The sequence below is a fragment of the Bacillus sp. CH140a_4T genome (assembly GCF_008923725.1).
GTDB lineage: Bacteria > Bacillota > Bacilli > Bacillales > Bacillaceae_G > Bacillus_A.
In genome coordinates, this window is the sequence record NZ_WBPF01000005.1 from 477,878 (window position 1) to 497,502 (window position 19,625).

Annotated in this window: 13 protein-coding genes and 4 pseudogenes; 5 read left to right on the forward strand and 12 right to left on the reverse strand. The window is 32.9% G+C overall.

From position 1 onward, the window contains the following. Positions 1 to 135 precede the first annotated feature (135 nt). The 4 genes from F8162_RS03485 to F8162_RS03500 all read right to left on the reverse strand — a co-directional run bounded on the left by F8162_RS03485 (position 136) and on the right by F8162_RS03500 (position 4,804). A complete protein-coding gene (locus F8162_RS03485) occupies positions 136 to 1,305 on the reverse strand; it encodes a Ger(x)C family spore germination protein (RefSeq protein ID WP_076539245.1) in 1,170 nt (389 codons plus the stop codon). Beyond that, positions 1,292 to 2,770: a spore germination protein GerXA gene (gene gerXA, locus F8162_RS03490; protein ID WP_097861300.1), complete on the reverse strand. Its 1,479-nt coding sequence runs from the start codon at positions 2,768 to 2,770 to the stop codon at positions 1,292 to 1,294. The genes F8162_RS03485 and gerXA overlap by 14 nt, the downstream gene beginning before the upstream one ends. Positions 2,771 to 2,813: 43 nt before the next feature. Next, complete coding sequence (gene gerXB, locus F8162_RS03495; protein WP_151635402.1) at positions 2,814 to 3,881, reverse strand: spore germination protein GerXB; 1,068 nt, start codon at positions 3,879 to 3,881, stop codon at positions 2,814 to 2,816. Between the two features lie 356 nt (positions 3,882 to 4,237). Then, positions 4,238 to 4,804 carry a recombinase family protein gene (locus F8162_RS03500; RefSeq protein WP_076538635.1) on the reverse strand — a complete coding sequence of 189 codons (567 nt, stop codon included), beginning with the start codon at positions 4,802 to 4,804 and terminating at the stop codon, positions 4,238 to 4,240. Positions 4,805 to 5,007: 203 nt separating this feature from the next. On the opposite strand from F8162_RS03500, the pseudogene F8162_RS29005 reads away from it, so the two are divergent. Then, positions 5,008 to 5,430, forward strand: a pseudogene (locus F8162_RS29005) (DUF4158 domain-containing protein). Beyond that, positions 5,411 to 5,878 (forward strand): annotated as a pseudogene (locus tag F8162_RS29010) (Tn3 family transposase); the annotation flags it as partial. The pseudogenes F8162_RS29005 and F8162_RS29010, both read left to right, overlap by 20 nt. A gap of 165 nt (positions 5,879 to 6,043) precedes the next feature. Here the strand turns inward: F8162_RS29010 and F8162_RS03510 are convergent. From F8162_RS03510 to F8162_RS03525, 3 genes and pseudogenes are all read right to left on the reverse strand, one after another. Then, complete coding sequence (locus tag F8162_RS03510) at positions 6,044 to 7,261, reverse strand: NAD(P)/FAD-dependent oxidoreductase (RefSeq protein WP_151634896.1); 1,218 nt, start codon at positions 7,259 to 7,261, stop codon at positions 6,044 to 6,046. A gap of 382 nt (positions 7,262 to 7,643) precedes the next feature. Continuing rightward, positions 7,644 to 8,155 (reverse strand): annotated as a pseudogene (locus F8162_RS03515) (carbonic anhydrase). Between the two features lie 1,049 nt (positions 8,156 to 9,204). After that, positions 9,205 to 9,353: pseudogene (locus F8162_RS03525) on the reverse strand (IS4 family transposase); the annotation flags it as partial. Between the two features lie 247 nt (positions 9,354 to 9,600). On the opposite strand from F8162_RS03525, the gene F8162_RS03535 reads away from it, so the two are divergent. Both F8162_RS03535 and F8162_RS03540 read left to right on the forward strand, forming a co-directional pair. Then, a complete protein-coding gene (locus F8162_RS03535; protein ID WP_097861304.1) occupies positions 9,601 to 9,912 on the forward strand; it encodes an ArsR/SmtB family transcription factor in 312 nt (103 codons plus the stop codon). Positions 9,913 to 10,032: 120 nt separating this feature from the next. Continuing rightward, on the forward strand, positions 10,033 to 11,121 hold the full coding sequence (locus F8162_RS03540) for a saccharopine dehydrogenase (protein WP_097861305.1): 1,089 nt from the start codon (positions 10,033 to 10,035) through the stop codon (positions 11,119 to 11,121). Positions 11,122 to 11,989: 868 nt separating this feature from the next. Here the strand turns inward: F8162_RS03540 and F8162_RS03550 are convergent. Next, positions 11,990 to 12,910 (reverse strand): Nif3-like dinuclear metal center hexameric protein, encoded by a 921-nt coding sequence (locus tag F8162_RS03550; protein WP_070147252.1) that lies wholly within the window; start codon positions 12,908 to 12,910, stop codon positions 11,990 to 11,992. A gap of 234 nt (positions 12,911 to 13,144) precedes the next feature. On the opposite strand from F8162_RS03550, the gene F8162_RS03555 reads away from it, so the two are divergent. Continuing rightward, positions 13,145 to 14,575, forward strand: a complete 1,431-nt coding sequence (locus tag F8162_RS03555) for an IS4 family transposase (RefSeq protein ID WP_151634890.1) — start codon at positions 13,145 to 13,147, stop codon at positions 14,573 to 14,575. Positions 14,576 to 14,882: 307 nt separating this feature from the next. On the opposite strand, the gene gshAB is transcribed toward F8162_RS03555, so the two are convergent. From gshAB to F8162_RS03575, 4 genes are all read right to left on the reverse strand, one after another. After that, entirely contained in the window at positions 14,883 to 17,150 is a 2,268-nt protein-coding gene (gene gshAB, locus F8162_RS03560; RefSeq protein ID WP_151634888.1) for a bifunctional glutamate--cysteine ligase GshA/glutathione synthetase GshB, read from the reverse strand. 70 nt (positions 17,151 to 17,220) lie between these two features. Beyond that, positions 17,221 to 17,493 carry a UDP-N-acetylmuramoylalanyl-D-glutamate--2,6-diaminopimelate ligase gene (locus F8162_RS03565; RefSeq protein ID WP_151634886.1) on the reverse strand — a complete coding sequence of 91 codons (273 nt, stop codon included), beginning with the start codon at positions 17,491 to 17,493 and terminating at the stop codon, positions 17,221 to 17,223. Between the two features lie 166 nt (positions 17,494 to 17,659). Then, the gene (gene fghA, locus F8162_RS03570) at positions 17,660 to 18,493 is read right to left on the reverse strand and encodes an S-formylglutathione hydrolase (RefSeq protein ID WP_151634884.1); all 834 of its coding nucleotides are present in this window, start codon (positions 18,491 to 18,493) and stop codon (positions 17,660 to 17,662) included. A 4-nt stretch (positions 18,494 to 18,497) separates the two neighbouring features. Then, entirely contained in the window at positions 18,498 to 19,613 is a 1,116-nt protein-coding gene (locus F8162_RS03575) for an S-(hydroxymethyl)glutathione dehydrogenase/class III alcohol dehydrogenase (RefSeq protein ID WP_000842151.1), read from the reverse strand. Positions 19,614 to 19,625 lie beyond the last annotated feature (12 nt).

Sequence of the window (19,625 nt, forward strand, 5' to 3'; positions counted from 1 at the left end):
CCACTTTTCTATATATTTTCTTAAGAATAGATTTGTGATTAACAAAATTATTTACACGAAAACATGGGAGAAGCCATATCCGATATTTCCGGCAGCGAATCTTTTTAATTGTAATTTATTTACTATCAAAACTGATTATCCCTGAGCCTCAACATTTTTTATAGGTGTGACTTTCGATTTCCCATTGGTGGATATATTTATTGAAACGTTCAGATCTAATGTATTGTTTTGAAGAGGTATCATTCCTTTTTTTTGATATTTCTTCCATAAAGTTAGCTGATCACGATATAGTAGATGGGATAATTGATAAACATCAATCCCCTTTTCCATCCCTGTTTGATAGGTCATTCTAATTTCTTTTTCAACTAGATTCTCAGCAATTTTTTTAACCTTATGTATAGGCATCGACTTCATTACTTGATACATATCGCCTTCTAGCCGGATATTCATGACAATATGTGGTTTTCCTTTTTCTATAGAAACTTTCGTATCTATTTTAGGATTTTTTAATGTGATTTCTCCAATGGCTTGATTCTTAAATTTTAATAGTAAAGGGGCTCGATTTGTATTTTTGTTAGTCCACCGAACTCCTGCTATATCAGAATCATTTAAATGATTGACATAGGACTTAGCAGCTATACAACCATATCCATTAAATTCTAACATCCGGAATGGTTTATGCCCCTTTTTCCAATGTTCTGTAGTTGTAGCTAAAAAAGGAATCCGAGTTGTCATTCCGGGCTCATAATAATTGGATCGAAACGTATACAGTCGCAAGGGATCCACACTTGCATATTGTCTAATCGTTTCTTGTGGTAAATTCATAAGAGTATATAAAGAAGAAATATTAAATATATTATTCGTTGCTAGTATGTTTTCTAATGGTTCCGTTGTTCCAAATACCCACATCGTGTTTCGAAACTGAAAAAAACGAGAGAGAAAATCATTAAGTTGATTTAAATTACCATTTTTGAGGAATCTTTCCGTCACAACGATACTTTTAATATGTTCCCATGAAACTTGCTGTTGTGTACTTTTATAAAAATCAAAAGCTGTGTCATATAAAATTTTCCCTTCCCCTTTTCCAATATAAACGGGACTGTAATTACGACTTGCGGTTCCTTCTTCTTTCGCCATATTGGTAAAATTAATAAACTGCGGATAAATAATATAATGATTGTCTTTAAAGTCAATTCCTAGGGTATTTATAAATAAAACATGCTCTAATTCTCGTCTATCCCAACAACCTGTGAGTAAAAAAAGAAACATGAGAAGGAATAGCCCAACTTTTCTATTTATTTTCATCATTATTTGTCCTTTGCCTTGTATTATCATGCGTATGAAGTTCTTTTGGTCGCTTCTTCATCTTTGTGAAAGGAATCCGAAATGTGGATGGTAACATACTACTAAACACGGGAGGGGAATATGGCGCGAGAAATGGGAGACCGAATGAACGTAAATTTGCTACGTGTATTACAATTACAAGTATGGAAAATATAAAACCTATGATTCCTAAAAAAGAAGACATTAAAAAAACACCATACCGCAAAATACTTAATGACCCAGTAAATGATTGATTGACTAAAGTAAAGGTTGAAACAACGGAAATTGCTATCATGACGACCATCGATGGTGAAACAAATCCAGAACTTATAGCTGCTTGTCCGATAATTAACCCACCTACCACAGATAAAGTTTGTCCAAATGCAGTAGGAATACGTAGGCCTGCTTGTCTTAGCAGTTCAAATAAGGTAATCATAATCAGTCCCTCTAATGGAGCCGGAAAAGGAATCCCTTCTCTTGATAAGCTTAATGTAGCTAATAATGTGTAAGGAATTTGATCAGGGTGATATGTAACTAAGGCTACCCAAAATCCAGGAAGGAATATAGATATCCCTATTCCCAAAAGACTTAATAATCGTATAAAACTACCGAATAAGTAAAAATAATTTTGATCTTCAGCAGTATTTACAAAAAACGGGAAAGAAACTGGTGCAATCGTTGCAGTCGGTGAACTATCAACTAATAGAATAAAGCGCCCATGCAACAAACAATTCACTGCATAATCTGGTCTACCTGTATATTCAATTAAAGGAAATAAACTAAATTGATTCCCCGTAATGAATTCTTCGATCTGGGCACTTGAAACCACACCATCAATATTAATTTCTTTTAGCTTTAATTGAACTTGACTAATTGTTTCTTGTGATGCTACATCTTTTAGATACAAAAGTCCCACCTTTGTTTGCGTCCTTTCTCCAATAATAAATTCATCGTAGCTAAGTGAGCTTGTTTTGAGCCTTTTTCTAATTAAACCTATATTTGTACTAAGTTCTTCAACAAACCCATCCCGGCTTCCACGAATTGTCATTTCTGTATTGGATTGTTCAATAGATCTTGTAGGTAATTTCGCAATATCAATTGTGTACCCTCGTTTATATTCTTGAAAAATAATAAGTAGCTTTCCTTCAAATAGCATTCGAGAAACATTTTCGTTTGAGTTTTCTAACTCTAACGTTGTTACCGGGAACTGAGAGTTAGATGCTAGAAGATTTGAATCTTTAAATGAGCTCTGTAAAAGGTCGTTACACATTTCAGGAGCTATCGCTTGCTTTAACTTTGTATGATCAATTACATGTTGACAATACACCAATAAAATCGTTGTTGTAGTTGTATCTTCACACCATTTACGGTTCATTATTTTTACATCTTTGCAGCCTTCAAACCATACACGGAGTAAGGATTCATTTACTTCCACTGTTCTTTTCATCTATATTATCCCCTTTACATCCATTAACCGAATATATAATATTCTAAGCTCTTTTCTTATTTTTAGAGACCCAAACAAATACAAGTAAAAGCATAGAAAACAAGAATAACCCTATTGCTGAAATTGGTAAAAAAACATAAGATAAAAACCAATAAAAACTGGCATCACTGATGGGTAGTATACAAATAATCACCATAAACATAAGCAATGCAAACCTAATTTGATTACTCGCTTTCCGTTTTGTAACTTGTAACACGTCTGGAATGAGAAAAATAACGAGTGATATACGAATAAAAACCCCTACAAGCCACTGGTACACAGAAAGAAAGTCTAGATGTTCAATATACTTCCCAATTGACACAAGTCGCCATTCTTCAAAGGCTGGATATCTCTGATTTGCAGCCACAAATGGACCAAACTCTACAATAGCTGCCATGGTAGGACCTAGTGTAATACCAGCTAAAATGATTCCGACTATAATCAATTGAGATAATTTAATTTTGGTTCGCATATGATGTTGTAAAAAAAGAATGAAAATTAGTTCAATAAAACCTGCAGCTGGATAAATCATCCCTTTTATTACTGGGTCTATCCCATGCTCCATTATCGGTTTAAGTAAAGAATAATCTTTATGTGGAAAGTTTGCGATCATTACAAAAAATCCAAGCAAAAATACAACCGGCAATAAAATGCCTGTTGTGAGTGCAATAGATTGAACCCCTCTTTGTATATTATAAAAACAGATAATCGATAAAAGTACTCCCAATAATATTCTAGGTGTTTCTGGTAAATAAAAAGAGAAGAATGTTAGTGTTTCTTTTAATGTGACTGTGCCTAGAATAATTAAATATAAAACAATTATAGAAAGCAATGGATATGTGATAAATCCGCCATAATTTCGCATTAACCACGAGAATAAATGTTCTTCCCTTGTATATTTATGAACGATAAATACACAAGGAATCCAAATGATATACACTAAACTCAAAATTATAATTGAGATCCAGGAATCTCGACCAGAATGATCTAATAACATCGGAATTATAATGACATGATTAATAATTCCAGTACTACCAATAAGGACAAGAGCAATCTGAAAAAAATTAACCATCTGCTTCGCCATATCCACCACCATATTTTGTCATAAAGAAATGTTAGTATTATACTCGGCTCGTTACACATTTATTCAACATGCATCCCTATTTGCAATATTCGGCTCTGGTGCAAGGCTCAAATGGTATCAAAATATAAGGTTAATTACGAACATTAAACATTTTTAGATTGCGAAGGATGTATTTTCAAAATCATTGAATGTTTAGATTAGAAATTCTATGAAATCATTCTTGCACTAAAACCGAAAAAACAATTGAAAATTGCTTATGTAATGCTCTTGATTTGTTAAGTTTTTTCTTTAAGAAATATTTTCACATGAAAAGGCGACTCTTTTCTATTTAAAGAATCGTCTTTTCATCTTTTTTTCAATTCTCTTAATTTCCGATATAACGCAGCTTGACTTACACCTGTGATAGCACAAATTTCTTTAATTGTTTTCTTCGTTTGTTGGCGTAATTCAATCGCATGGTTCATTCCTGCATGTTGTGCTGTATATTTTTTTATTCTCCCCCGGTAAACTCCTTTTTGTTTTGCAAGTTTGATTCCAGCAATTTGTTTTTCCTTAATCATTTCTCGGTCTAACTCACTAAAGGCTGACATAACTGTTAAAAAGAATTTTCCTGTTGGAGTTCTTGTATCAATTCCTAAATTTAAAACCGCAAAGTGTACGCCTTTTTCACGTAGATGTTCAACAAATTGTAGCAATTGAATTGTATTCCGTCCTAGTCGGTCCATTCTTGTTACCACCAGCGTATCTCCTTTTAGTAATTGAGAAAGTAAATCATCTAATTCTATTTTTTCTTGACTTACACCGCTAATTTTCTCTTTAACAATCTTATCAACTCCATATTTTAGAAGATGTTCAATTTGTGTATCTAAATTTTGATCTTGTGCACTGACACGAGCATATCCATATATCATTTTTTTCACCTTTTTTCTCTTTATTTTTGATAAGCGCTATTGATAGTCTGTGAACCCTTTATTATCAAGGAAACAAAACATTATCAATAGGGTATACTCTATTGATAATAATTGATTTTTTTAGAAGAAAGGAATCCAATATTGAAAACAAGAGAACTTCTTACAGATATACAAAGAACATTTTTTATGAAATTCCAAGTGAGATGAGTGAACGTGAATTAATTCGATGTTATACCTTATCTGATGAGGAATTACAAATCGTTAATCAACAGCGTGGTGATCACAACCGATTGGGATTTGCTATTCAAATTTCTTATCTTCGTTTTCCAGGGAGGCCTTTATTGGCTAAAGAAAAAATCCCACAATTTCTTGTGAATTTTCTTGCAAAACAAATAGGTGTAGCCTCTTGAGAGGTACAAAATTACGCACGTACTCGAGATACCACACGGCGAGAGCATGTAAATAAAATACGGAATCTTTACAATTTACGTACTTTTACTCTGAGAGAATACCGTGAATTAGCACGGTGGCTTCTCCCTCTAGCAATGAAAACAGCAAACGGGTATTTACTGGTAGAAGCTCTTATTCAGGAAATGAGAAAACGCAAAATTATCATCTTACCCTAGACAGAATAGTTTATCTATCGCACTTCGTGAAATCGGCCGAATAGAAAGAAGTTTATATATGTTAAAGTGGATACAAGATCCTGAACACAGAAGAAAAGTTCAGGTTGAATTACATAAAGGCGAAAGTAAAAATTCTTTGGCTAGAGCTGCATTTTTTAATCAATTAGGAGAAATTCGTGACCAATCCTATGAAGATCAATTGCATCGTACAAGTGGACTTCAACTCATTATTTCTGCGATTGTAACTTGGAATTCTATCTATATCTCTCGTGCAATTGAAACGTTACGGAATAATGGTATTCATATTCCAGAGGAATATATTCAGCACATCTCTCCATTAGGCTGGGAACATATCGCACTTACAGGAGATTATATTTTGAATTTAAATCAAGAATTGAATTTTGAAAACTTACGGCCACTACGGAAAAATAGAATAAAACAGAAATAAAAACACAGGGAAAATTATTTTCTCTGTGTTTTTATTTCTTAATAATATGTAAAAATATTCCTTAACGTACAATTTTCTTTTTTCGGTCGTGTGACCCCTATAAAGTAATTAAAACCGTAAAAACTATTACTTTTTTATACTACCTTAATTTTGCATACATATAGCTTACTCATTTAGTTTTGGTCTAGTTTGTAAATATAAATTCAAATCCGGACTTGAACCGTTAATAATTATATCTCGAACAATTTTAGAAAGTACCATACTATATACTAATCCATTATCTCCATACGCATAGATAAAGTGACAATTTGGAAACTCTTCATACATTCCAATTATAGGTAAACCATCATGAGTACCACCATAAAAAGCACTTAAATAAAATTCAGGTTCAACTGTTATATTGGGAAAGAGCTTATTAAATTCATTTACTAATTTCTCTTTTTTATGGATTAATTTTGAATCTCTTTCTTGAGCAATGTTTGTATCTTCATCTAGCCCACCTATAATAATCCTGTTATCTGCAGTAGTTCTCATATAAATATATGGTCTCGCAGTTTCCCAAATGAGAGTACGTTTATACCAAGAAGATAAATCTTCTACAGGATTAGTAACAACTGCATATGAGCTAATCAGTGTAGCGTTCTTTTCCTTTTTCAATTCCAATCCTTCATATCCTGCAGCCACAATTACTTTATTGGCAGTAATAGAATTGCCCCCCTTTGTATAAAAGATAGCACATTCTTTCTTTAACTTTTTGCCAACAATCTCTGTATCTTCATAAATTTGAACTCCTTTATTAGAAGCTTGTTCTAATAAACTATGTGTAAATTTATAAGGATTTATTTCACCATCATTATACGTATAAATAGCTGCACGTTTTTTAAATGGATATCTCTGTCCAATTTGTTCCTCTGATAGCCAAGTCGCTTTAAAATCATGCTTATGTAAATAATACAGTTCTTTTTCTAATTTCTTTATATCCTCTTCATAACTTGCATAATATAAACTGTCACGTCGTTTAAAATCAGAGCAATAAGGCAAGTTTTGATCAGCATATTCAATATCATTAATGGCTTGTTCACATAATTTCATATGCTTAACTGCATACTCTTCTCCAAATGTATTTACAAGTTCAAAAAACATCTTATCTCCTAAATATTGAATAAGTGCTGTATTTGTAAGGTTACTTCCATGTCCTACCTTTCTTTTATCAACGATAACAATATTTAAATCTGATTCACTCAAATAGTATGCGGATTGAGCACCCGAACTTCCTGCTCCTATTATTAGTACGTCACATTTTATATCTTCGTCCAAACGAGGATAAGAAGGTGTATTAGAAAAAGTCGTGTTCCAATATAATTTCCCTTTCTGTAAATCCATTTTAATGGCACCATCCTAAATAAAATAGTTATATCCCCATCTGTATCTCCAAATCATTCTTACTATATACTTCTTATTAAAATTATTCTTGCTATCATTAATAAAAATTCTTATAAATCTAATAGACTTATCTTAAAGAACATTTTTTCAAAAAACGCCACAAAGTTTTTTATTTAAATTATGTACATACTCAGTACTTCTTATAAAATACATTAAAATATCTAACAAAAAGAGCAAAAGATATCCATTTATAGAGGCTTTCTTTTGCTCTTTTTAAGGACGCAAGCCCAAAAATTTAATATATTATAATATCCAATAAATAAAAGGTACTTACCTATTGATAATTTATATATAAGAGTGAATTTTTATTCATTTTATTGAATTAATTAATGTATTCAAATACTTTATTAGCAGGAATTTTAAAAACTGTTTCTTTTCCACCTGTTTTATCAATCATGAAACCATGAACTTTAACATCAGGAGGCACTAGTGGATGATGAAGAATCGCATCTATACTCTTCTCAATATTTTCACTAACATTTTCTTGTCTAATCAGCCATTCATTAAGGGTACCATTTGAAAATTCAGGCATGCAATTTTTAAAGAGATAGTCTAATTCTATATTATCTTTTGTAAAATCACGTTGAGTTTGTAGATTAACTGAAGAAGTTTCTTTGTCCTCTATTCCTACAACAAAAATTTCTTCAACATTCTCTTGATAAATAGCAATAATAACAGATCTCATTATATCTCCATAAGGATGTGCAATTACAGAATAGTAGCTGCGTATAGTCAACATGTTTTCTCGTTGAACGTTAGTTATTTGTTTAATAATAGCCTCTATTCCGTTTTCAATGTCTATTAACAATAAAACTTTTTATTCTTCGAATTCATTTGGACACATTTACCAGTATTTCCACAAAAAAATTCATGGTATTGTTAATTAGTCGAGTACGTTATTACTTGACAATTACCCTTAGAAGCCCCGCAGACAATCGGGGTTTCTTCTATTTATCTTTGTCACCTTTTATGGATATGAGTCTTGGTCATAAAGTACCTAAAAAAGCACTCTTTATTTTTCAAAACTTTTCATATTCAAACTGAACAAACATATATTCTTGTATCAACGCTTTTTACTCATATGATTCCAAAATTCTTATCTAGGAGCACAATTATTCGTTGACTCTTGGACATTTTTGTGAAATTTCTTTAATATTTTTATTTCCTAATATTAAAAATCACGTTATTACAATCACGTGTCAATCTTTACTTTAGTACTAGTCCCTAGGCCCATTAAAAATTCAGTTCAAATTACACTTTCCTTTCCATTGATGACAGGCTCCATAAATCTAATTAACACATATTATATTAAAAATTTACTCATGAAAATCTGATTACAATTTTTGGTTTATTAATAGTTCATAAGACATTCACCTACCTTTTGAAGAGTGTATATAAAAGCACTCTTTTTATTTTTGTTAAAGACATAAACATTTAAATATTATTATTTCATTATTTATAGATTTACGCTAAGATAAACTCACATCAATCTTTATACTTTCACTTTAAAAATGATACTTCAATTGTGGTCCTGGTCTCTAGGACCTCTTTTTTATTTAAGAGAAATTTCATTTAAATCCACCCGTTAACCCCATAATTTCACATGATAATAATTACCATATTACTATACATTACAAGGGAATTGTTCCCATAAAATGTTTCAATCATTATATAACGATTGAAACATTTATTAATTTGATGTTAAAATATATAAGATACTTCCAACAAAGTATTACTTCTCAAACTTCAGCCCCTTGGAGCGCACCCCAAGGGGCTGAACCACACATCCATCAACTTAAGGAATATTTTGAAGTATCCCTAAAACAAAAATTTTATATCACTACAACAGTCATTTATGAGAATTTAGGTCATTTTATTTATTGCTATGCTGTTTTCTTGTGACACAGAGTACAATTATAGACAACATCTAAAATATTAAAGACTTTCTTTTTTTCATAACAGTGGAACTTTCGCCGTTTTTCTGTAGGAGGATAAACAGGCGAAGCAGGATTACTTGAGTTGAAAGCTCTTGATACAATCCGATATAAGCTTCGTAAATTTCGTGGGTTTGTCCTGGTTGTAGCTGGAATAAATTTGACAATTGTTACAAAAAAAAGAACTGACATTCTTACAAATCTGGAAAATTGATAATGGCTGTTTATGAAACTTTCAATATTTATAATTAAAGTTGGTGCTACTTCTTTATTGCATTAGATAGCAATGTAATTTATAATACGTTTAAATGATTAAATTATTAAACGGAAGGTAATGTTAGCGAAATGAACTGTAATGATAAAGTAATGCATATTTTAGAAAATTTAAGACCATGTTTCCAAGGGTTGGGAGATCCAACTCGTCAGCAAATTGTATCGCTTTTAATTGATAAAGATAGCTTGAATGTGACGCAAATTGCGGAGCATATTCCCATGTCAAGACCTACTGTATCTCATCATTTGAAAATATTGAAACAATCAGGGTTACTTCGAGTTCAGAAAAAAGGCACTGAAATGTTTTATTGTCTTGAATTTAATGAAACAATAAATCTTTTAAAAGAACTTGTTTCTTTAGTTGAAGATGAATGTAAGAATTAGGTACTCATTTATAGTTTAGGGACAGCTTTTGTCCCTTTTTTTAGCGACATTATGTTAAAAGGTTTAAGTTTTTAATTATTTAAACTTATGATCTCACACTAATTAAAATGGAGGTTTCAGATGAATAAGAAAACAGTATTAATTGTTGGTGGGTATGGTGTTGTTGGTAGTCAAATTGCTCAAATTTTACATGATCGACATCCTGATTTGGAAATTAGATTAGGAGGAAGAACTTTAGGGAAAGCGTTACCTTTTGAATCAGATAGGGTAAAAATAGTCGCTGTAGACAACACATTAGATGATCCGTTAAGAAATTTGGATGATAATTTCACATTAGTTGTTAATGCGGTTAATGACCCGCAAGATAGACTACTTCTATCTGCAGTTCAAAAAAAAATTCCATTGGTTGACATTACTCGTTGGACTGAACGTTTTAAGAGTTCTATTGATCGATTAAAAAATGTTGAGGTCCAATCCCCTGTTGTATTAGCTTCAGGGTGGATGGGAGGGACAGCAGCCCTTTTTGCTAAAATGTATTCAAAAGATCTTCAAGAGGTTACGGTTGATATCAACGCACTATATTCTCTTCAAGACAAAGCAGGACCAAATTCAACAGCATATATGGACCGGTTAACGATTCCATTTGAAGTCAAAGCTCCAGAGGGAATGCGACAGGCTTATCCAATGACTGATCCAATCAAAGTCCGCTTTCCCAACGGTTATATAACCAAATGTTATCGTTTGGATACTCCTGATCACGTAACCCTGCCAGAATCAATTCATGCTGTTTCGGCTAACTTTCGGATTGCTTTTGATAGTAAAATATCTACATATGGACTGGTTTCTCTGGTGAATACAGGAATTTGGAAACTGATTAGTGGAGAAAAATTTAATGACTTACGAAAAAATATTCTTTATAAACCCGGAAGTGGAAGTGCACATAACATAGTTATTCACCTTAAAGGTTATGATGCTACTGGTGTATTGCATAGACGATGTGTGAACATATCCGATCCGTTGGGACAGACACATCTTACGGCTTTAGGAGCGGCTGTCCAAGCAGAGAAAATTTTACAAACATCTGATATTGTGGTTTGGGGTTCGGAAATTTACTTTCCGGAAAATCTATTAGATTTGGGTGTGAATGCATCTGTAATTATAGATTTTTATAGAGAATATGGGGTCACTATTACGAAAGAAAATATATAAAAAGTACCGTTCTATACTTGGTAGTACACATATGGCTATCCAGATAAGAAATACAAATATCTCCAAAACGAGAGAATGTACATCTTCATGTGAAAATGTACATTCTCTCGTTTTGCGGTGTTATAAAATTCTTAAGTTGATGGATGTGGGTTACCATACCCAAAAAAGAAAATTGTACGTTTAGACACATTTTAGACATATTTAAACTGATTCCTGTACGTTAAGGAACCGATTACTTAGTTTACTACTTTTTTTAAAGAATCAAATAGTGAAAATTTGCTTAACGTAAGTTTTATATCAACTATTACGTTGGGGTACATCCAAGGTACGTGTATTATCTATACTATGAAAATCAGGAGTATTTAAAGTATTCTAAGAAGAAAAATTGAGTGATAAGATACGTTAAATATTTGATATCTTAACTAAGTAAACAATATATTTAGTTACCTTGAGGGCAACGAACGGTTGTAGACTTCGATGTTGCAAGGATCGTTGTCAAACACATTGTTTACATGTATTTAAATTAAGGTTTTTACTCCTAAGTATAGATAACATGTATATCTCGGCTGTATCCCTTTTTCACTTGTTCTTGATTAATCAAATAAGTCAAAATATCTTTCTAAATTTTTCACTGATATGCCCCCATGCCCATCAAGCTAAGATTTTGAGACACCCCCATAACGAGAATTTTACTTTTTTACAGTTATTTATGAAAATTCCGCTTGTTTTTTTCATTTTTGGGGTGCTAAACTTAAAACTTCAGCAAGAAGCACAGACTAAAGCACCTCGTTTTCACGATATAATTCTCAGCTAAATTCGCAAAAAAGAGCTTGAATTCCCAAGCTCTTTTAAATATCACTTAATAACTTTATAACCACCATTTTTCCTGTGGAATTAAAACTGTTTCAATATCAAAGTTATTCTCAAACCATTCCTTCATCAATGTTTTATGGACAAGATATTCTGATGCAGAATGGGAAACGCCGATTAAAGACATCGAAGTATTAGAAACATAATCCATCATTTGTTTGTATCTTTGTTTACCATATTCGTTATCAATATGGCAATGGATTTCGCCAGTGATATAAGCTTGAACTCCTCTTTTTTCAGCTTCCTCCATCCAACTTACTTTGTCGCCACAACCTGCAACGATAGCTATTTTCTTTACGTTATTTATGTTCTTACCTTCAAAATCAACATATGGAATATCGAATATTTCTTTTAAGTGAGAAGTTAGTTCACTTGTACTCTTTTCTTCAATGTTACAAATTAGAACTAGGTCTTCATTATTTATAGAACTTGTTAAAAACCCATCAATAATTTCTGCATTTAATTGTTTAGCAATAGCTACACTTGTACCTAAATTGGCATGATAATCCATCGGTACATGGCATGTATAGAATGATAATTCCTTTTCTTTTATTTGTTTAATGTATTTTTCTTTTATAGGAACAAAGCCTTTGCCCCATGCTCCTTTTGGATCTCCACATTCCATCAATAAGGGATGGTGCATAAAAAGTAAGTCTCCGCTATTACTTTCTTCTATAAAACGTTCCAACACTTCATCTGTAGGGAAAACGGCAAGAAAAATTTTCTTTACATTTGCATCCCCTTTTAACATTAGACCATTAAATAATTCCACAAAGTCTTTTTCAAAAACTGATTTCCAGTCAAACTTTAAAGGTTCATAGACCATTGGTATGAATTGACTGAAAGCAGAATCCTTCCCAAATGATTTTATATCAAGTTCAATGTCCAGTTTAGACACTATTTCACTTAGTTTAACCATAAGATTATTCCCCCAAAAATTTTATAATTCAATACAAACGGTTAGAAAAATAAAAATTATTATATTCTTTTAAATATTTTAACATAAAAAACCCATTTTTCTTCATGAAAAAATCACTCCTGTTGTTTAAAGTGGTCCCTCCAAATTCCCTTCAAGCAAAGTTAAAATCATACCTTCAAAATGAAAAAACGCTATGCTTATTGTAAACAGTTTATAAGAAAGGATGGCGTTTTGATGAATCCTATCATTTCAAATAGATTGAATCTTTTCGCTCAAGAGCTACAATACTTTTTATCTCCAGTGGTCCTACAAGATATTGCCAAACAAGTTGGCTTTGTACAACGATCTAGTAAGTATCAAGCAAAAGAACTCATTGCCCTTTGCGTATGGCTTAGTCAAGAAATTGCTAGCACATCACTTACACAATTGTGTAGTCAGTTAGAAGTTTCCACTGGGGTACTTATGAGCTCAGAAGGACTGAATCAACGCTTTAATCCAGCAGCTGTCGCATTTCTTCGAGAAGTCTTTACTTCTCTTCTCAAACAAAAACTCTGTTCAAATCACTCACTTTCTGCACACATGATCTCTACTTTCAATCGTATCCGTATTTTGGATGCAGCAGTGTTTCAACTGCCTGATCATTTCGCCACTGACTATCAAGGTTCAGGTGGAAGTAGTAATACGGCAGGCGTAAAAATCCAATTGGAATATAATTTACTTAGTGGTCAATTTCTTAACGTGCAGCTTGGACCAGGAAAGAATAATGATAAAACATACGGTACCATCTGCCTTGAAACCGTAGAGACCGGCGATTTGTGTTTACGTGATCTTGGTTACTTCGATTTAGGAGACTTACAAACTATTCATGATAAAGGAGCTTACTACATCTCGCGGTTGAAGCTGAATACGCGGATTTATATCAAGAACCCTGAGCCAGAATACTTCAACAACAGCACGTTAAAAAAGCAAACAGAATACATCCAGCTTGATATGACACAAATGATGTCAGATCTAATCCCTGGTGAAACGATAGAAATTACCGAGGCATACATTGGCCAAAATCAAAAACTTCCAGCACGTGTCATTATCCATCGTTTAACCGATAATCAAACGCAAACACGCCTAAAAAACCAAGCGATACGTGAAAAGAAAAAAGGCATTGTCATGAAGGATAAAAGTAAGCGTTTAATGGGGATGAATGTATATATTACGAACACGTCTTTAGAAGGAGTACCAACGAACTACGTGCACTCACTGTATTCACTTCGCTGGCAGATTGAAATTTTGTTTAAAACGTGGAAGTCATTTTTTGAAATTGATGAATGTAAAAATATTAAAAGAGAGCGCCTAGAGTGCCATTTATATGGACAACTCATCGGCATTCTCCTCTGTTCTTCTACGATGTTTCAAATGCGACAGTTTCTGCTTGAAAAAACAAATCAGGAGCTAAGTGAATACAAAGCGATTTATATGATTAAAGATTACTTTCCGTTACTTTTTCAAGCGATAGCCATTGGCACAGAACAACTTTTAAAAATTTTGCATCGTCTTTATCTATTGCTCAAAAAGAACGGTCGTAAATGTCATCGGTATAAGAAAATGACCGTCTTTGATATTCTAGGGATTGTGTATAAAACGACGGTGAAGCATAGACAAACTGCCTAGCGAAAAAATCAGATTTTAATAGGCTTCTTTAGTATGCCTACTTTTCTATCAATTGTTAGTTTTGAACCAAGGATCATTTCATATCTAGTAAATTACTTGATTAGCTTGATGGGCATGTGATATGCCCCCTATTTTATCTTCTTCAAACTTGCATTCCAATAACTCATTTCTCATAAGCCTGTTTCTAAAATAATAATTTAAATTGGGACCTCTCAGAGGTCCCAATTAATTAAAAAGTAATGTCTCCATTTGTTACATCATTTACAATTTTTGTACTAATCCCTCTAACATCTCGAAAACTTCTAAATTATTTTTTTGATAGTTCAGGGAATAAATAATTTAATATACAGATAGTTAAACGTCTGGATTTACCTTTATACGGATATATATGCATATACATCGATGGATTAAAGTTTGCCTCAATAATTCCATAAGCATTTTTATTAGCTGCAGGAACTTCTGTATTTTCAATAATCAAATCAATACCACTAATATTAGCTCCAAGTGCCGACACAGCATCTACGGCAATTTTCTTATAATCATCGGGAATTTGATCTGTCACATCAATTGAGTCTCCACCTGTACTGACATTAGAATTTTCTCGCAGGAAAACAATTTCATCACTTGTTGGAATTGAATCTTTTCGATACCCTTGAGCTTTAAGCATTAGGACCTCTAATTCACCTAATTGTATATTTTCTAAAGGTGTTCTATGGTCCATTCCTCTTAATGAATTCAGGTTCTTTTGAGCGACTAACTCTTCAATCGTATGTGAACCGTCTCCTATAACATTGGCAGGAATTCGTAATAAAACGGCAGAAACTTTGTCATCTAGCACAAAAAATCGATATTCTGTTCCATTAATAAATTCTTCTATTAATACTGATGAGTCCTCTTTAAATGCTAATGTGAGTGCTTTTTGATAGTCTTCGTAACTTGCTCCGTCTTCTTTAAAGATAGATATTCCTAAACCATAATTTGTTGTTTTTGGTTTAACGACAAAAGGCTTTCCTGCAGATATATCATAGGAACGTAAAGCTTTTTCTATATCACTAAATTCCTCACCTATTGGTACACGAAATCCATGCTGTTGAAGAATTTTCTTTGTTACTGTTTTATTTTCCATAATTAATGGTGATACATAACTATCTTTACTTGTCATATTCCCATTTTTCACATATTCAACATGATTTCCTAGCTGTAGTTTTAAAAATTGATCTTGTCGATCTAAAACGTCTACTTGTATTCCTTGTTGAATAGCATCAAACATTAAAATTTGTGTAGACAACTCCATGTCAGTAAATCCTGATAGTTGATATGGTTTATCCCATGCTTTTTTATAATTTTCTTTAGCAATACGGTAAGCTACCTGACTTTGACTACTTTTTATACTCTCTTTATAAAGTCTTCCAGCTAAAGTTTTACTTGGATCTGTTAGCATTTCTCTCAAGTTAACAAACAAGGTATTCGAAATTGTTATGTCTAACAGCCCTGTTAAATGTTCCATTTCATCAATAATACGCTCAGCATCTGTTTTAAATTGCGTATGTTCTAACGGATGTTCAAGAGCCACTACATTATTTTGAAAGTCACCGATTTTTACCCATTCATCATTATTATCGTCTTGGTCAATCCAGAGTAAATAGATAAGGAAAAGATGTAGAAATTCTGCTTGTTCATGGCTAATTCCATATGTTTCAAAAGGATTTAAATCTAAGTTTCTTAATTCAATATAACGAATACCATGATTTTTTAAATCTGAAACTTGAGGACCGCCCCTTAAACGGACAGAGGCATAAAATTCTTTTTCTTCTAATAAAACCCCTTTATTCACCAGCGAAGAAACATCAGATATATAGTTCTGTAAACTACTATAGGATACTTGAACATCATTTTCATTACTATAACCATGTTTACTATTTCTAATGCTTCTTACGGCGCCATTTAAAGGATTTATTTCAAAGAAATTCTTTTCACTACTAGGAGAAGCACCAAAAAAATAAGTTATTAACCATCGATAGTGTAAATAATTCCTTGTGACTTTCAGATAAATTTCTGTTTTAAATTGATAATAATCCTTTATTTCTGATTGTAATTCAAATAATGCCTGAATCAAATCATCACTAAATTCAAAATTGTAATGAATACCACTAATCATTTGTTTTCGTCTACCATAAGAATTAGATAAATATCGACGATATAAAACATTTTCATGATTATTAAGTTTCGCAATAACAATATCTTCTTCTTTTTCGGGCAACTGTGGTGGCATGCTTAATGGCCAAAGCATTTCGTTTTCCCCCATAGAACGATAGGCTACATCATGGATAGCTGCTAAGTAATTAAATAAATCTCCTAGTGTCTCGGTAACAGGTGTAATTAGTTCCATCTGTGTTTCAGAGAAATCCCGCTGAATATAAGGATGATCATCTCTTACTGAAATACTATTGGGATGTTCTGTTTTAGCTAAACTTCCTGATAGATCAACTCGTTGACTTTCTTTTTCAACGCCAAAACGTGCTTTTAATACATATGGTTTAATACGGTCATTGTTTAACATTTTTTTCATTTCCATATAAACGGTACCCCCCATCAACTCAAATATTTGATATAGAAAGCGACAAAATTATAGCTGTTTTTTACATTCAGCATTTGGATATTAATGGCCAAAGCATTTTATTCTTATCCACAGAGAGAGAAGGTATTTCGTGGATAGCTGCTAAGTAATTAATTACGTCTTCTAATGTTTTAGTATTAGGCTGAATGTATGATCTTGTATCTATTATCGAAACGGGTTTAGACGTTTCAGTTGAACTTTCAAATAAGTCAACTTGTCGATTTTCCTTTTCAATCTCATAACGAGATTTTAATAAGGATGGTTTAACACGGTAATTAAATAACATTTTTTTAATCCACATGAACTCTTCCTCCCAATTTATTTGTTTTTACAAACGATATAATATGACAAAATATAATAATCAAAAGTACCCACATCTCTACATGCGGATACTTTTGTTACTATATTTTGATGTAAACTTAAATACTTCGTATGCCATTGGAAGTGGCTATTGTTGTAAATAAGAATCATCTTAAATACTTCATATGGAAAGAGAAATGCTCATTTAAGAAAGTGGAAATAAAGAAGTAGCTATGATCATAGCCCTCCATTTTTTTATAAGTTACCATTTGACTATTTTTTTGAGCATTCTCTAAGAAAATATGCTCTTCCAATTGTTTTGGATAAAACTCGTCTTGACTACCTTGCATAATAAGAATAGGTGGAATCGTGTCTTCTTTAATTAATTCTGAAGCATCCCATTGTTTCCAAGAATTTTTGTCTTCACCTAAATAAGAGGTGAAAGCATTTATTCCCCATGGAACTTGACTAGGGGTTAGGATTGGCGAAAAAGCAGAAATCGCTTTGAATCTCTGAGCATTTTTTAAACCAATCACTAACGCCCCGTGCCCTCCCATTGAATGTCCCATTATGCTTTCTTCACCTGAAAAGTTAGGTACAATAGTCGAAGCAATGGATGTTAACTCATCTACTATATAGGAATACATTTTATAATGCTTTGTCCAAGGCTCCTCGGTAGCATTTACATAAAAACCTGCTCCTTGTCCAAGATCCCATGCTGCAACATCTGAAACGTGTTCTCCACGCGGTGAAGTATCTGGCATGATTACTGCAACTTGATGTTTTTCAGCCAAACGCTGAAATCCACTTTTTTGACTAAAATTATCATCTGTACAGGTTAAACCAGATAACCACCATATAAGCGGGATTTTTTTCTTTTCTTTATTTGATGGTAAATAGATACTAAATTTCATATCACATTGCAAAACTTCTGAATAATGACTATATTTCCGTTGCTCTCCCTCGAAAGAACGATGTTGTTCAATACATGTAAGACTCATTCTCTCACTCTCCATAAGTTAAAATCGTACGAATGGATTCACCTTTGTGCAATAAATCAAATGCCTCATTGATATCTTTAAATTCTAAATGATGAGTAATAAATGAATCTAAATCAATATCACCTTGCATATAATCTTCAACCATTTCTGGAAGCTCAGATCTTCCTTTAACTCCACCAAAGGCTGATCCACGCCATACTCGGCCCGTTACTAATTGGAATGGACGAGTATGAATCTCTTTACCAGCACCAGCTACACCGATAATAATACTTTCGCCCCAACCTTTATGACATGCTTCAAGAGCAGACTTCATTACTTCAACATTACCAATACATTCAAAGCTATAGTCCACGCCTCCGTCTGTCATTTCGACTATAACTTCTTGAATTGGGCGATCATAATCTGCAGGGTTCACAAAATCAGTCGCTCCCATTTTTTTAGCTAGTTCCCATTTTTGAGGATTCAGGTCAACTGCAATAATTCGGCTTGCTTTCGCTTGAACTAGTCCTTGAATAGCAGCTAATCCAATCGCTCCTAAACCAAATACAGCTGTCACAGCTCCTTCTTCGACTTTTGCAGTGTTGTGTACAGCACCAATACCTGTCGTTACACCACACCCTAATAAGGCAACTTTATCTAACGGAGCGTTTTCGTCGATTTTTGCTAAATTAATTTCATTCACAACTGTATATTCACTGAATGTACTAGTTCCCATGTAATGATAAAGTGGCTCTCCGTTATAAGAGAAGCGAGTTGTTCCATCAGGCATTAAACCTTTACCTTGTGTTTCTCGTACAGCACTACATAGGTTTGTTTTACCAGAACGACAGAATTTACATTCTCCGCATTCAGGTGTATATAGTGGAATAACATGATCACCAGGTTTTAGTGAAGTAACTTCATCACCTACTGAAACGACAACACCGGCACCTTCATGACCTAATACAGCAGGAAATACTCCTTCTGGGTCGTCACCTGATAATGTAAAAGCATCTGTATGACAGACAGAAGTATATAATATTTTTACTAATACCTCTTTTGCTTTTGGCTCTTCTACATCGATTTCTACGATTTGAAGTGGCTCTCCTGGCTTAAATGCAACAGCAGCTCTACTTTTCAAATGAATCCCTAC

What these genes read in the sequence shown, in the direction of transcription:
- F8162_RS03485 (WP_076539245.1), bottom strand. Translation starts at nt 1,305, where the DNA reads ATGAAAATAAATAGAAAAGTTGGGCTATTCCTTCTCATGTTTCTTTTT.
- gerXA (WP_097861300.1), bottom strand. Translation starts at nt 2,770, where the DNA reads ATGAAAAGAACAGTGGAAGTAAATGAATCCTTACTCCGTGTATGGTTT.
- gerXB (WP_151635402.1), bottom strand. Translation starts at nt 3,881, where the DNA reads ATGGTTAATTTTTTTCAGATTGCTCTTGTCCTTATTGGTAGTACTGGA.
- F8162_RS03500 (WP_076538635.1), bottom strand. Translation starts at nt 4,804, where the DNA reads ATGATATATGGATATGCTCGTGTCAGTGCACAAGATCAAAATTTAGAT.
- F8162_RS03510 (WP_151634896.1), bottom strand. Translation starts at nt 7,261, where the DNA reads ATGGATTTACAGAAAGGGAAATTATATTGGAACACGACTTTTTCTAAT.
- F8162_RS03535 (WP_097861304.1), top strand. Translation starts at nt 9,601, where the DNA reads ATGAACTGTAATGATAAAGTAATGCATATTTTAGAAAATTTAAGACCA.
- F8162_RS03540 (WP_097861305.1), top strand. Translation starts at nt 10,033, where the DNA reads ATGAATAAGAAAACAGTATTAATTGTTGGTGGGTATGGTGTTGTTGGT.
- F8162_RS03550 (WP_070147252.1), bottom strand. Translation starts at nt 12,910, where the DNA reads ATGGTTAAACTAAGTGAAATAGTGTCTAAACTGGACATTGAACTTGAT.
- F8162_RS03555 (WP_151634890.1), top strand. Translation starts at nt 13,145, where the DNA reads ATGAATCCTATCATTTCAAATAGATTGAATCTTTTCGCTCAAGAGCTA.
- gshAB (WP_151634888.1), bottom strand. Translation starts at nt 17,150, where the DNA reads ATGGAAATGAAAAAAATGTTAAACAATGACCGTATTAAACCATATGTA.
- F8162_RS03565 (WP_151634886.1), bottom strand. Translation starts at nt 17,493, where the DNA reads ATGTGGATTAAAAAAATGTTATTTAATTACCGTGTTAAACCATCCTTA.
- fghA (WP_151634884.1), bottom strand. Translation starts at nt 18,493, where the DNA reads ATGAGTCTTACATGTATTGAACAACATCGTTCTTTCGAGGGAGAGCAA.